We start from the raw sequence: 12,733 nt of genomic DNA on the forward strand, positions 1-12,733 counted from the left end.
GTCATCCTCGGGCTTGACCCGAGGATCTCCCGACCGTCCCTTGAACCGGCGACACGAAATCCGCGGAACCGTCCCGCAGACGCCGTCTACTCCGCCCGCGCCTTCTCCAGCGCCGGCCGGATCCGGCTCTCGATGACACGCTGCGTCACCGGCCCGGCGAACCGCAGCACGATGTTCCCCCGACCGTCGATCACGTAGGTCTCGGGCACGCCGTAGAGCCCCCAGTTCAGCGCCATGCGCCCCTGGGCATCGGCGCCGACGCCCGCATAGGGATTGCCCAGCTCCCGCAGGAATCCGAGCGCCTTTTCGGGGTCGTCCTTGTAGTTGACCCCCAGCACGGTGATCCCCTCTTCGGCCAGCTGCGTCAGGCTGGGATGCTCGACCCGGCAGGGTGCGCACCACGAGGCCCAGAAGTTCACCAGCTTGACCTCTCCGTCGCGCAGCGATCCGTCGTCGAAGCCCGGCAGATCGCCGAGCGCCGTCATCTCCACCGCCGGCGCCTGCCGCCCCTCCAGCGCGGACGGAAGCTGATCCGGGTCTTCCCGTTGCAAGCCCACGTAGAATGCCGCGGCCAGCCCGGCGAAGATCACCGGCGGCACTGTCATCAGCAGGGATATCCTAGCCATTCCTCACCCGTTCCTCGACCTCGCGCAAGGCGCGGGCGGTCCGGCGCGACCGCCAGACACTGACCGCCACCAGCCCCGCCAGCAGCAGCAGCGACACGCCGTAGGAGCTCAGCACCGCGCCTGCGTATTTCCCAAGTTCCGGCATCATGCCATCCTCTCCCGCGCCAGCAGCGCCCGGGTCCGCCGCGCCCGGATCTCCGTCACCGTCCGCAGCAGCACCAGCGCGACGAACAGCAGGACGAACCCCGCGATGCACAGCAGCAGCGGATGATAGAACACGTCCGCGACGTTCTTCTCCTTGTCCAGGCTCAGCGACGCGCCCTGGTGCAGTCCCTGGTTCCAGAAGTTGACCGCATAGCGGCTGAGCAGCGCGAAGACAGAGCCCACGATGCACAGGACCGAAGTCAGGTCGGCGGCCGTGTCGTCATTCTCGATGGCCGACCACAGCGCGATATAGCCGAGGTAGAACAGGAAGAGGATCAGGAACGAGGTCAGCCGCGGATCCCAGGCCCACCACGTGCCCCACATCGGCTGCCCCCAGATCGCCCCGGTCAACAGCGCGATCACCGTCATCACCGCCCCGACCGGCGCCGCCGCCCGCGCCGCCAGCGCCGAGACATGGTGCCGCCGGATCAGCCAGATCAGCGAGGCCGCCAGCATCATGAGCCATGTGTTGATCGCCATCAGCGCCGAGGGCACGTGCAGGTAGATGATCTTGACGGTCGATCCCTGCCGGTAATCGTCCGGCGTGAAGAAGAACCCCCAGATCAGCCCCGTGGCCAGCGCCACGACCGCCAGCACCGCGAGCACCGGCAGCAGCCGCTCGGCCGTGGCGGTGAACTTCTTCGGATTGGCATATTCCCAGATCGACGCCATGCGCTTCCCTACCCCGACCCCGGCCGGGGCGCCATTCACATTACCGCAGGTTCATCCTTAGAACAGCCGCGCTGGCGAAGGGCAACAGCGCGATGGTGACGCAGGTCACGGCCGCCAGCAGCACCAGCGGCGTCTCGACCGCGAGATCCCCGGCCCCGGCCCGCGCCACCTCGGCCCCGAAGATCAGGGTCGGCACATAAAGCGGCAGGACCAGCAGCGACAGCAGCAGGCCGCCCCGCTTGATCCCGACGGTCAGGGCCGCGCCGAAGGTGCCGATGACCGACAGCGCCGGCGTGCCCACGAGAAGCGAGACGACAAGCCACGGATAGCCCGCTGCCGGCAGCGACAGCAGCACCCCCAGCACCGGGGCGGCGACGACCAGCGGCAGACCCGTGGTCACCCAGTGCGCCAAAGCCTTGGCCGCGCAGACCCCCTCGAGCGGCAGCGGCGAGGTCGCGATCAGATCCAGCGTCCCGTCCTCGAAATCCAGCGCGAAGATGCGGTCGAGCGACAGCAGGCAGGCCAGCAGGGCCCCGATCCAGAGCACGCCCGGCGCGATCCGCGACAGAAGCGCCGTTTCGGGCCCCAGGGCAAAGGGCACCAGCACGACGACGATCAGGAAGAAGGCGAGGCCCAGGCCGAAGCCGCCCCCGGCCCGCACGGCCAGCCGGACATCGCGGATGAAGAGCGCGATCACAGAAAGACCTCGTCGTAATCGCGCGAAACGGTGGCCCGCGCGCGGAATGGCGTCAGGTCCACCACCCGGACATCGAATCCCATGTCGATATGACTGGCGAACACGGCCGTGCCGCCCGAGGCCAGATGCGCCCGGACGGCCGCTCCGAAGAGATCGACGGACTGCTTGTCGAGCGAGACGGTCGGTTCGTCCAGCACCCAGATCGGCCGGCCGGTCACCGCCAGCCGGGCCAGCCCCAGCCGCCGCTTCTGACCTGCCGAAAGCCCGCCCGCCCGCCGCGCGGCCAGCTCTCCCAAGCCGAACCGAGCCACGGCGTCGGCGATATCCGCCTGCCCGTGCACCCGCGCCCAGAACCTCAGGTTCTCATTCACGCTCAGCACCGCCTTGATCCCGTCGGCATGCCCGGCATAGGCGATGGCCTCGGCATCCGGAAGGATGATCCGGCCCGAATAGGGGGGCTGCAGTCCGGCCAGGGTCCGCAGCAGGGTCGTCTTGCCCACACCGTTCGGACCGGTCAGCACGACCGCCTCGCCCGGTGCCGCGGCGAAGTTCACGCCTTCCAGCACGGGAACGCCTCCGCGGGCCACGCCCAGATCGACGACCTTCAGAACCATCCCATCGCCCTAGCTCATTTCCCGACCTCCGGAAAGCGCGATGTCATGCGCTTCTTTGGTCCCGGAAATATCCTGGGGGAGGCGCCCGGCACGGGCGGCGGGGGCGAAGCCCCCTCGCCGGATATCGGATGCGGACCGGTCCGGAAGGGGGCCAGCCCCCTCTTGGCCCGTGCCGGGCCAATTCACCCCCGGGATACTTGCCGGACCAAAGAAGCAGGGGGCGGGTGGCCTCAGACCGGCAGCAGCGCGGCGGCTACGCGCCGGCCTTCGCTGAGCAGCACGTTGTAGGTCCGGCAGGCGGCGGGACTGGCCATCGGCTCCACCCCGATCCCGGCCGCGTCGAGCGCCTGGCGGAAGGCGGGCGGCACGGGGCCCATCTCGGCCCCCGTCCCCACGAAGAGCACGTCGATCTGGCCGGCCAGCGCCCCGGCCGCCTCCGGGTCGCCGAACCCGCCCCAGGGCACAACGCGGTCGGCCGTGACGATCAGCGGCGCCTCGTGCACCTCTCCCCCGATGCGGAAAAACCCGGGCCCGTAGCCGTCGATCGGTCGTGCCTGGCCATAGTCGATCTCGTTCAGTTGCATCCCCGGTCCCTTCAGTCGAACAGCGGCAGGCCCATGATCACGGCCGCCGCGATCAGAAGATAGGCCGTGCCCCGATAGAGCCTTTCAGAGTCGGGCCGGAAGAGCAAATGGCCGAGCCAGGTACCCAGCCCGTAGGGCACCAGCATGATCAGTCCGAGCGGGATCACCGCCCAGGTGACGAGCCCCTGCGCCGCCATCAGCGGCAGCAGCAGGACGCTGGTCACCGTGAGGAACACCAGGGTCGTCGCCCGGCTGCGGGCCGCGCTCTCCCGGCCGGCCAGCTGGAAGACCACCACCACCGGCCCCAGCAGGCCCGTGGCCCCGCCCACGAAGCCCGACCCCAGCCCCACCAGTCCCCGCGTGCCCAGGGTCGGCACGGCCCTGTACCGCCACCCCGAGACGAGCGCCAGAAGGGTCAGCGCGACCACCCCCGTCACGGCCCACCTCAGCACGGTGACGTCCATCACCCGCAGCACCCATATCCCGAGCGATGCCGTCAGCCCGGCCAGCGCGATCTGAAGCACCGTCGCGGGCCGGTCGACCTCGCGCCAGGCGCGCGGCACCACCGTGACGAGCGAGGAGACGGCCGAGATGTTGAACGCCGCGATCGCCACCTCCAGCGGCACCACCCGCGCCGCCACCGGCACGAAGATCAGCGCGGCGCCGAAGCCGGCAAAGCCGTACACCACGCCGGAGACGGTCACCGTCGCCAGCAGGACAACCAGCCCGAAAGCGCTCACGCCTTCGGGCAGCCAGTCAGGCATCGATATTGGCGAACTGGTTGCCCGTCGTGTCCGTGGGCTTGGACCAGTCGCGCTTGACCCCGAGCCGCAGCAGGATGGCCGAGGCGATGAAGACCGAGGAATAGGTGCCGACGATGATGCCCCAGGTCATCGCGAAGACGAAGCCGCGGATCACGTCGCCGCCCAGCACGATCAGCGCGATCAGCGCGATCAGGGTGGTGCCCGAGGTCATCACCGTCCGGCTGAGCGTTTCGTTGATCGAGACGTTCAGCAGGTCCTTCAGCGGCATCTGCTTGAATTTCCGAAGGTTCTCGCGCACCCGGTCGAAGACCACCACCGTGTCGTTCAGCGAATAGCCGACGATGGTCAGCAGCGCCGCGATGATGGCGAGGTCGAACCGGATCTGGAAGACCGAGAACACGCCGATGGTCAGCACGATGTCATGCACCAGCGCCGCGACGGCGCCGACGGCGAACTGCCATTCGAAGCGCAGCCAGATGTAGAAGAGCACTGCCATGATGGCGAGGACCACGGCGATGACGGCGGTCTGGATCAGCTCGCCCGAGACCTTGGGCCCCACGGATTCGACCGACACGAAGCGAATGTCCGGCACGACCCCCTGCAGCGCCGCCTCGACATCCGCCACCACCTGCGCCGAGACCGATTCCTCGCCCTCCTGCGCCTGGATGCGGACCATCGCGACGTTCTGATCCGCGCCGAAGGTCGGATCGAAGACCTCGGTGATCGTGATGTCGCCCAGTCCCAGGTCGCCGATGGCGTCGCGATAGGCGCCGATATCCACCGGCTGCGCGCTTTCGGTGCGGATCGTCGTCCCGCCGCGGAAATCGATGCCGAAGTTCAGCCCCATCACCAGCGTCGCCCCGACCGAGGCGACGATCAGCAGCGCCGACAGCAGCACGAACAGACGGCTGCGCCGGAAGAAATCGATCTTGGTCTCGTCGGGAACCAGTTTCAGGCGCATCTCAAAGCTCCAGCGTTTTCGGGCGGCGGCGGTCGAACCAGATCACCACCAGCAGGCGCGTGACGAAGAAGGCCGTGAAGACCGAGGTCAGGATCCCCAGCCCCAGCGTGATGGCAAAGCCCCGCACCGGCCCCGACCCCATGACATACAGGATGAGCGCGGTAATGAAGGTGGTGATATTGGCGTCCAGGATCGCCGACAGCGCCTTTTCATAGCCCAGCTCGATCGCCCGCGCGGGGCCGCGCCGGTCCTTCTGTTCCTCGCGGATACGTTCGAAGACCAGCACGTTGGCATCCACCGCCATGCCGATGGTCAGGACGATCCCCGCGATGCCCGGCAGGGTCAGCGTGCCGCCGATCAGGCTCAGCAGGCCGAAGACCAGCGCGATGTTCACCAGCAGGGCGATGTTCGCGAAGACGCCGAACAGCCCGTAGGACGCGACCATGAAGAACAGGACCGCCGCCAGCGCCACCACCGAGGCGATGCGCCCGGCTTCGATGGAATCCGCGCCGAGTTCGGGGCCGATGGTCCGTTCCTCGAGGAAATCCAGCCCCGCCGGCAGCGCGCCCGCCCTGAGCAGGACGGCCAGGTTGGTCGATTCCTCCACCGTGAAATTCCCGGTGATGATCCCCGACCCGCCCGCGATATGGCTCTGGATCACCGGGGCGCTGATCACCTCGTTGTCGAGCACGATGGCAAAGGGATTGCCGATGTTGTTGGCGGTGTAGTCGCCGAATTTCCGGGCGCCCGAGGGATTGAAGCGGAAGTTCACCGCCGGCATCCCGTTCTGATCGAACGAGGGCTGGGCATCCACCAGTTCCTCGCCGCTCACCACCGGCGTGTCCTCGAGCACGTAGAAGGTGCCCTCCTCGTCCATCGCGGGCAGCAGCTCGTTCCCCGGCCCCGCCACGGTCTGGTCGTCGGTCGTCCGCCGGACCACCGGCTGGAAGGTCAGCTGCGCCGTGGTGCCGATGATCTCCTTGAGCTCGGCCGCCGATCCGACGCCGGGCACCTGGATCAGGATGCGGTCGGTTCCCTGACGCTGGATCGTCGGCTCGCGCGTGCCGACCTCGTCGATCCGCCTCCGGATGATCTCGAGGGACTGGCGCACCGTGCGGTCGTCCGTCGCAAGCCGCTCGGCCTCCGACAGGCGCACGATCAGCACGTCGCCCTCCGAGGTGACCTCTATGTCGGATTGCCCGGCGCCGGTCAGGCTGACCACGGGGCGGGCGATCTCCTCGACGATGCGCTCCGCCTCGCCGATGGCCTCGGGGTTCGAGATGCGGACCCGCAGCTCGTCGGCCGGGCCCTGCTGCAGCCGGATCGTGCCGACGGTGTCCCGCGCCGCGCGCAGCCGGTTCCGCACCTCGGGCCAGAGGCCCTTCATCCGCGTCTCGTAGACATCCCCGACCCGGACCTCGGCCAGCAGGTGTGCCCCGCCGCGCAGGTCGAGGCCGAGATTGACCAGACCCGACGGCAGCCAGTCGACCCAGCCCTCGGCCGGTGCGCCGACCGCCACCGCGTCGTTATAGCTCTCGACCCTGTTGTAGAAGGCATTGGGCAGCGCAAGCAGAAGGCCAAGCGCCACCGTGCCCCAGATCAGGATACGTTTCCACAGCTCGATCTGCAGCATGATGCGGCCCCTTCACCGTGCGGTTCAGCTGGCCTCGGCCGGTTCCGTCTTGGACTTCACGTCCGCCAGGGTCGCCTTGATCACGCGCACCTTGACGCCCTCGGCGATCTCCACCTCGATCTCGCCGTCGTCGCGCACCTTGACCACCTTGCCGATGATGCCGCCCTGGGTCACCACCAGGTCGCCCCGGCGCACGGCCTCGACCATCTTCTGGTGATCCTTCAGCTTCTTCTGCTGCGGCCGGATCAACAGGAAATACATGATCGCGAAGATCAGGATGAGCGGGAGAAACTGGGCGATCGCGCCACCTTCCATGGGGAATTTCCTTCTTGTCTGGCGGGCGTCCCGCGGATTTTGGCGGAACCTATGGTCGGCACGTGGGGAATGCAAGTGCGCGCGCCGCGTCACACGGGCACGGCCCCCTGTCCCGGCCCCGGCTTCTTTGGTCCCGCAAATATCCCCGCCGGAGGCCCATGCGGTTTTCCGGCCCCGGAAAATCGCGGACATGGCGTGCGCCGCAGGCGCGCAACCGGATCACCGGCGCCGCGTCCAGCCCCAGAGGCAGAGGATCTCCATCGCCACATGCGCCCCCGCCACGGCCGTGATCCCGCCGTGATCGAAGGGCGGCGAGACCTCGACCACGTCGCCCCCGGTCAGCCGCACGCCCGCGATTCCGCGCAGGATCGCCGCCGCCTGTCCCGAGGACAGCCCGCCCCAGACCGGCGTGCCGGTTCCCGGCGCGAAGGCGGGGTCGAGGCAGTCGATGTCGAAGGTCAGATAGGCCGGCGCCTCGCCGACGATCTCGCGGATCCGCTCCGCCACCGCTGCCGGCCCGGTCCGGTGCACCTCGGGCGCGTCGATCACATGGATGCCGCAGTGGTCCTCGCAGACCGTGCGGATCCCGATCTGGACCGACCGGTCCACGTCGATCAGCCCCAGTTTCGCGGCCTTGTAGACAAAGGTGCCGTGGTCGATCCGCGCCATGTCGTCATCCGCCCAGGTGTCGGAATGCGCGTCGAACTGGATCAGCGCCAGGGGCCCGTGCCGCTCGACATGCGCCTTCAGTACCGGCAGGGTCACGAAATGGTCGCCCCCCAGCACCACCGTGCCCACGTCCGCCTCCAGCATCCCCGCCACATGGGCCTGCAGCGCGTCCGGAAACTCCCACACCTTGGCGTAATCGAAGGCCAGGTCGCCGTAATCCGCGATGGCGAATTCGCTCAGCGGATCGAATCCCCAGCCATAGGGCGGATCGTAGGGCTGCAGGGTCGAGGCTTCGCGGATCGCGCGCGGTCCGAACCGTGCCCCCGTCCGGTTGGTCACCGCCTGGTCGAAGGGCACCCCCGTCACCGCAAGGTCGAAACCGCTCAGGTCCTTGGTGTATCTCCGCCGCAGGAACGAGGTCGCCCCCGCAAAGGCGTTCTCATGGCTCAGACCCCGCGGGTCCTCTCGCGTCACCGCGTGATCGATCTGCCTCCCGGCGTCTTCCAGCGCCATCCCGCTCTCCCTCTTGCTTCGATACCCGCCGACCTCCGGCCGCCCGGCGCGGCACCACGGCCTCTCTGGACTCCGGCCGGCCCGATGGTCACCTTGGCAGCAAATCCCAAACACGGAGAGGCTGCAATGCCCCGCGACAGGAACAGCGACCCGATCCACGACGTGCCGCCGGGGATGGAGCGGCTCCTTGCCATCATGCGCCGCCTGCGCGACCCCGAGACCGGGTGCCCCTGGGATGTGGAGCAGACCTACGCCACCATTGCCCCCTACACGATCGAGGAGGCCTACGAGGTCGCAGACGCCATCGAGCGCGGCGCCATGACCGAGTTGCGCGGCGAATTGGGCGACCTCCTGCTTCAGGTCGTTTTCCACGCGCAAATGGCTGAGGAAGAAGGGCATTTCAACTTTTCTGACGTGGCGGACGAAGTTGCGCGGAAAATGATCGACCGTCACCCGCATGTCTTCGGGGACGAAAGCCGCGACAAGTCGGCCGAGCAGCAGACCCGCGACTGGGAGACCGTCAAGGCCACCGAGCGCGCGGCCCGGGGCGCGACCGGCGTGCTGGACGACGTGGCCATCGGCCTGCCGGCCCTGCTGCGGGCGCTGAAACTTCAGAAACGCGCCGCCCGGGTCGGGTTCGACTGGCCCGCCACGGATCAGGTCCTGGCCAAGATCCAAGAAGAAGCGGCGGAACTGGTCGAGGCCCGGGACGAACTGGGCCCGGCCGAGATCCAGGAGGAGATGGGCGATCTGCTCTTCGTCATGGCGAATCTGTCGCGCCATCTCGGCGTCGATCCCGAAGCGGCCCTGCGCGGGGCCAATGCGAAGTTCACCCGCCGCTTCGCCAGCATCGAGGCGGCGCTGGCCGAACGGGGCCGGACCCCCGCTGACAGCACGCTCGAGGAGATGGACGCCCTGTGGGACGCGGCGAAGCGCGCCGAAAAACTGACCGAATGAATCGGTTATTGACCTGACCAAAATACTCGGATTTAAGCACGGCGAGATCAACGTCCATTCGGGAGGTATATCATGCTGTCCATCCGTTCATCCGCCCTTGCCGGCGGCATCGCCCTTCTGGCCATGCCCGTCGCCGCGCAGGAGGTGAATCTCTACTCCTACCGCCAGCCGGAGCTGCTGGCGCCGCTGACCGAGGCCTTCACCGAGGAAACCGGCATCCAGGTCAATGTCGCCCATCTCGACAAGGGCATGGTCGAGCGTCTGCAGGCCGAGGGCGACCGCTCCCCCGCCGATCTGGTGCTCACCGTCGACATCTCGCGCCTGGCCGCAGTGGTGAACGCCGGGCTGACCCAGCCGGTCGAGACCGAGACGCTCGAGGCCAACGTGCCCGATGCCTATCACGATCCCGACGGCCACTGGTGGGGCCTGACCACCCGCGCGCGGATCGTCTATGCCTCGAAAGACCGCGTCGCCGAAGGCGAGGTCACGACCTACGAGGATCTCGCCGATCCGAAGTGGGAGGGCCGCATCTGCACCCGCTCGGGCACCCATGCCTACAACGTCGCCCTGGTCTCCGCCTACCTGCACCACCACGGCGAGGAGGCCACCAGGGAGTGGCTGGAAGGCGTGAAGAGCAACCTCGCCCGCAAGCCCCAGGGCAACGACCGCGCGCAGGTCAAGGCGATCTGGTCCGGCGAATGCGACATCTCGATCGGCAACACCTACTACATGGGCAAGATGCTCGAGGATCCGGAACAGCAGGCCTGGGCCGATTCGGTGCGCATCGTCTTTCCGACGTTCGAGAATGGCGGCGCCCACGTGAACATCTCGGGCATCGCCCTGACCAAGGCCGCGCCGAACAAGGAAAACGCCATCCGCATGATGGAATTCCTGACGTCGCCCAAGGCGCAGGAGATCTATGCCGAGGCGAATTACGAATATCCCATCGCGCCGAACTCGGCACCGACCGAGCTGGTGCAGGGATGGGGCAGCTTCACCCCCGACAACGTCAACCTGATGGAGCTTGCGGCGCTGCGCCCGAAGGCTCTGGAACTGATCCAGTCGGTCGATTTCGACGGCTGAGGCAGCCGGCCTGACCGTCGCGGGACGCGCGGTCAGGTCTCCAGGACGATCCCGTCCATGGATCCCAGTTCGGCCAGATGGTCATCGTAACGGGCGCGCAGCAGCGCCCGTTCCTCTTTCGTGAACCGCGCATAGCCGCGATCCGCGCGGTCCCCGGAATGATCCGACACGACCGCCTGCCAGCCCGCGCGGTCCAGCGTGCCGCCGGCCGCATAGACCCCTTGCAGGGCAAAAAGCGCCGCATCGGTCGCCGAGACGTTCAGACGCCGCTCCGGCATCTGCCATCCCCCTTCCGGCAGGTCCGGCACGAGGCGGCGCAGCAGGTCGGCATCGTCGCCCCGCCGGTCATAGCTCCGCACCACCAGCTCCTCCGGCGCCAGAACGTCCCGCAGCGCCGAGACGACGTGCGGCCAGCCCTCCTCCATCCCCAGCAGCGCCGGCTTGATCGTGTCGAAGGGATCGACCGGATTGTCCTCGGACCGCTTGCGGAAGGCCGAGACGAAAAGGGCGTCGTAGGGCCGGATCACGTAGACCAGCCGCCGGACCGGCCCCGGCAGCACCGAACGCAGCAGCCGGAGCCGCCGCCGGATCGCCGGATAGAACGCTCCGCCGTAGAAATGCATCATGCGGCCGGGGATGTTCTCTTCGCTCAGGATCAGCGGCCGGTCGGGCGCCGTCGAATGCACCGCCATCTCTTCGGTCAGGAAGGCGCGCAGCTCGTCCCGCCGCCGACCGCCCGTCCCCAACCCCGGAAGGCGCAGCCGCAGCCGCCCGCCCGGAATGCCGTCGCGCGCCGGATAGGCCAGGTCGTGGCCCATGGCCCGGATCCGCGCGGCATTCGCCGACAGGAACAGCTGGAACGAGGATGTCCCCGTCCGGTGCGCCCCCGCATGTATGTAGATGCCCGCCTCGGCCATGACCCGCACCATGGTCCGGTTCCCGTCGCGGCGCAATCCGTCCCGGCCCATGGACATTGGCCGCGCCCCGCGCCACATTCCGGCCAGCGAACAGGGGGAGCCATGCCGCGCCGCATCATCATCGACACCGACCCCGGCCAGGACGATGCCGTGGCCATCCTGCTGGCCCTCGCCAGCCCCGCCGAGATCGAGATCCTGGGCATCACCGCCGTCGCCGGCAACGTGCCCCTGGAGCTGACGGCGAAGAATGCCCGGATCATCTGCGAACTGGCCCGCAAGCCCGAGACGAAGGTCTTCGCCGGCTGCGACCGCCCGCTGGACCGCGCGCTCGTCACGGCCGAGCATGTGCACGGCCAGACCGGGCTGAACGGCCCGGAACTGCCCGACCCGACCATGCCGCTGCAGGACGGGCACGCGGTCGACTTCATCATCGACACGCTGCGCACCGAGCCGGCCGGCACCGTGACGCTGTGCCCGCTGGGGCCGCTGACGAATATCGCCACCGCCTTCCGGCGCGCGCCCGACATCGTTGAAAGGGTGCAGGAAATCGTCCTGATGGGCGGGGCCTATTTCGAGGTGGGCAACATCACCCCGACCGCCGAATTCAACATCTACGTGGACCCCGCCGCCGCGAGCGAGGTCTTCGCGGCCGGTGTGCCCCTCGTGGTCATGCCGCTCGACGTGACGCACAAGGCGCTGGTCACACCCGACAGGAACGACTCCTTCCGCGCCATCGGCAGCCGGGTCGGGATCGCCGTGGCCGAGATGACCGACTTCTTCGAACGTTTCGACAAGGAGAAATACGGCTCGGACGGCGCGCCGCTCCACGATCCCTGCGTCACCGCCTATCTGATCCGGCCCGAGCTCTTCTCCGGCCGCCACGTCAATGTCGAGATCGAGACGCAGTCCGAGCTGACGATGGGCATGACCGTGGCCGACTGGTGGGGCGTGACCGACCGGCCGAAGAACGCGCTCTTCATGGGCGGCCTCGACGCGCAGGGCTATTTCGATCTGCTGACCGAACGGCTGGCCCGCCTGTGACCGCCCTGCATCTCGCCTCTGTCGACGATCTGTCGAAACTGATGCCGCTGGTCGGCGCCTTTCACGCCGAGTACGGGCTCGACCTGTCCGAGGACCACCGGGAACGCGCCCTGACGCCCCTGCTCGAAGGCTCGCCCTACGGTGCCGTCTGGATCATCGGCCCGACGCGGGCCCCGATCGGCTATGTCATCATCTCCTTCGGCTGGTCGGTCGAGTTCGGCGGCATGGACGGGTTCCTCGACGAGATCTACATCCGTCCCGGCGTCCGGGGCCGCGGCATTGCCACCGAGGTCATGGAGACGCTGCCCAAGACCCTGGCCGACAGCGGGCTGCGCGCGCTCCATCTCGAGGTCGACCGCACCGACGAAAAGGTCATGTCGCTCTATCGCCGGCAGGGCTTCGCCCCGCGCGATCGGTACACGCTGATGACGCGGCTGTTCTGAGCCACTGGATCACCGGCCCCGGGGGCCCTATCTGTGGTCC

At 68.2% G+C, this 12,733-nt stretch carries 16 protein-coding genes; 4 read left to right on the forward strand and 12 right to left on the reverse strand.

Annotation, left to right across the window (positions count from 1 at the left end):
- Nucleotides 1-86 precede the first annotated feature (86 nt).
- From OB2597_RS08195 to speB, 11 genes are all read right to left on the reverse strand, one after another.
- Nucleotides 87-626, reverse strand: a complete 540-nt coding sequence (locus tag OB2597_RS08195; protein WP_148234697.1) for a DsbE family thiol:disulfide interchange protein — start codon at nucleotides 624-626, stop codon at nucleotides 87-89.
- Complete coding sequence (ccmD, locus tag OB2597_RS08200) at nucleotides 619-774, reverse strand: heme exporter protein CcmD (RefSeq protein ID WP_040609216.1); 156 nt, start codon at nucleotides 772-774, stop codon at nucleotides 619-621. Before ccmD ends, OB2597_RS08195 begins: the two co-directional genes overlap by 8 nt.
- The gene (locus OB2597_RS08205; RefSeq protein WP_009805078.1) at nucleotides 771-1,502 is read right to left on the reverse strand and encodes a heme ABC transporter permease; all 732 of its coding nucleotides are present in this window, start codon (nucleotides 1,500-1,502) and stop codon (nucleotides 771-773) included. The genes ccmD and OB2597_RS08205 overlap by 4 nt, the downstream gene beginning before the upstream one ends.
- A gap of 40 nt (nucleotides 1,503-1,542) precedes the next feature.
- On the reverse strand, nucleotides 1,543-2,199 hold the full coding sequence (gene ccmB, locus OB2597_RS08210) for a heme exporter protein CcmB (RefSeq protein WP_009805079.1): 657 nt from the start codon (nucleotides 2,197-2,199) through the stop codon (nucleotides 1,543-1,545).
- Nucleotides 2,196-2,813 carry a heme ABC exporter ATP-binding protein CcmA gene (ccmA, locus tag OB2597_RS08215; RefSeq protein ID WP_009805080.1) on the reverse strand — a complete coding sequence of 206 codons (618 nt, stop codon included), beginning with the start codon at nucleotides 2,811-2,813 and terminating at the stop codon, nucleotides 2,196-2,198. Before ccmA ends, ccmB begins: the two co-directional genes overlap by 4 nt.
- A 230-nt stretch (nucleotides 2,814-3,043) precedes the next feature.
- Nucleotides 3,044-3,397, reverse strand: coding sequence for an Mth938-like domain-containing protein (locus tag OB2597_RS08220; RefSeq protein ID WP_009805081.1), 354 nt, complete (start codon nucleotides 3,395-3,397; stop codon nucleotides 3,044-3,046).
- 11 nt (nucleotides 3,398-3,408) lie between these two features.
- On the reverse strand, nucleotides 3,409-4,161 hold the full coding sequence (locus OB2597_RS08225; protein WP_009805082.1) for a sulfite exporter TauE/SafE family protein: 753 nt from the start codon (nucleotides 4,159-4,161) through the stop codon (nucleotides 3,409-3,411).
- Nucleotides 4,154-5,122: a protein translocase subunit SecF gene (gene secF, locus OB2597_RS08230; RefSeq protein ID WP_009805083.1), complete on the reverse strand. Its 969-nt coding sequence runs from the start codon at nucleotides 5,120-5,122 to the stop codon at nucleotides 4,154-4,156. Before secF ends, OB2597_RS08225 begins: the two co-directional genes overlap by 8 nt.
- Before the next feature lies 1 nt (nucleotide 5,123).
- Nucleotides 5,124-6,755 carry a protein translocase subunit SecD gene (gene secD, locus OB2597_RS08235; protein ID WP_009805084.1) on the reverse strand — a complete coding sequence of 544 codons (1,632 nt, stop codon included), beginning with the start codon at nucleotides 6,753-6,755 and terminating at the stop codon, nucleotides 5,124-5,126.
- 24 nt (nucleotides 6,756-6,779) lie between these two features.
- A complete protein-coding gene (yajC, locus tag OB2597_RS08240) occupies nucleotides 6,780-7,070 on the reverse strand; it encodes a preprotein translocase subunit YajC (protein ID WP_009805085.1) in 291 nt (96 codons plus the stop codon).
- Between the two features lie 219 nt (nucleotides 7,071-7,289).
- A complete protein-coding gene (speB, locus tag OB2597_RS08245) occupies nucleotides 7,290-8,252 on the reverse strand; it encodes an agmatinase (protein WP_009805086.1) in 963 nt (320 codons plus the stop codon).
- Nucleotides 8,253-8,378: 126 nt separating this feature from the next.
- Between speB and mazG the strand changes: the two genes are divergently transcribed.
- A complete protein-coding gene (mazG, locus tag OB2597_RS08250; protein ID WP_009805087.1) occupies nucleotides 8,379-9,209 on the forward strand; it encodes a nucleoside triphosphate pyrophosphohydrolase in 831 nt (276 codons plus the stop codon).
- Between the two features lie 72 nt (nucleotides 9,210-9,281).
- On the forward strand, nucleotides 9,282-10,292 hold the full coding sequence (locus OB2597_RS08255) for a Fe(3+) ABC transporter substrate-binding protein (protein ID WP_009805088.1): 1,011 nt from the start codon (nucleotides 9,282-9,284) through the stop codon (nucleotides 10,290-10,292).
- Nucleotides 10,293-10,324: 32 nt separating this feature from the next.
- Here OB2597_RS08255 and OB2597_RS08260 read toward each other — a convergent pair whose 3' ends face one another.
- Nucleotides 10,325-11,266, reverse strand: a complete 942-nt coding sequence (locus OB2597_RS08260; RefSeq protein WP_148234698.1) for a hypothetical protein — start codon at nucleotides 11,264-11,266, stop codon at nucleotides 10,325-10,327.
- Nucleotides 11,267-11,311: 45 nt separating this feature from the next.
- On the opposite strand from OB2597_RS08260, the gene OB2597_RS08265 reads away from it, so the two are divergent.
- Together OB2597_RS08265 and OB2597_RS08270 are read left to right on the forward strand one after the other, a co-directional pair.
- Nucleotides 11,312-12,250 (forward strand): nucleoside hydrolase, encoded by a 939-nt coding sequence (locus OB2597_RS08265; protein ID WP_009805090.1) that lies wholly within the window; start codon nucleotides 11,312-11,314, stop codon nucleotides 12,248-12,250.
- Nucleotides 12,247-12,693: a GNAT family N-acetyltransferase gene (locus OB2597_RS08270; RefSeq protein WP_009805091.1), complete on the forward strand. Its 447-nt coding sequence runs from the start codon at nucleotides 12,247-12,249 to the stop codon at nucleotides 12,691-12,693. Before OB2597_RS08265 ends, OB2597_RS08270 begins: the two co-directional genes overlap by 4 nt.
- The last annotated feature ends 40 nt before the right edge of the window (nucleotides 12,694-12,733 follow it).

It is taken from the genome of Pseudooceanicola batsensis HTCC2597 (assembly GCF_000152725.1).
In the GTDB taxonomy this organism is placed as follows: Bacteria; Pseudomonadota; Alphaproteobacteria; order Rhodobacterales; family Rhodobacteraceae; genus Pseudooceanicola; species Pseudooceanicola batsensis.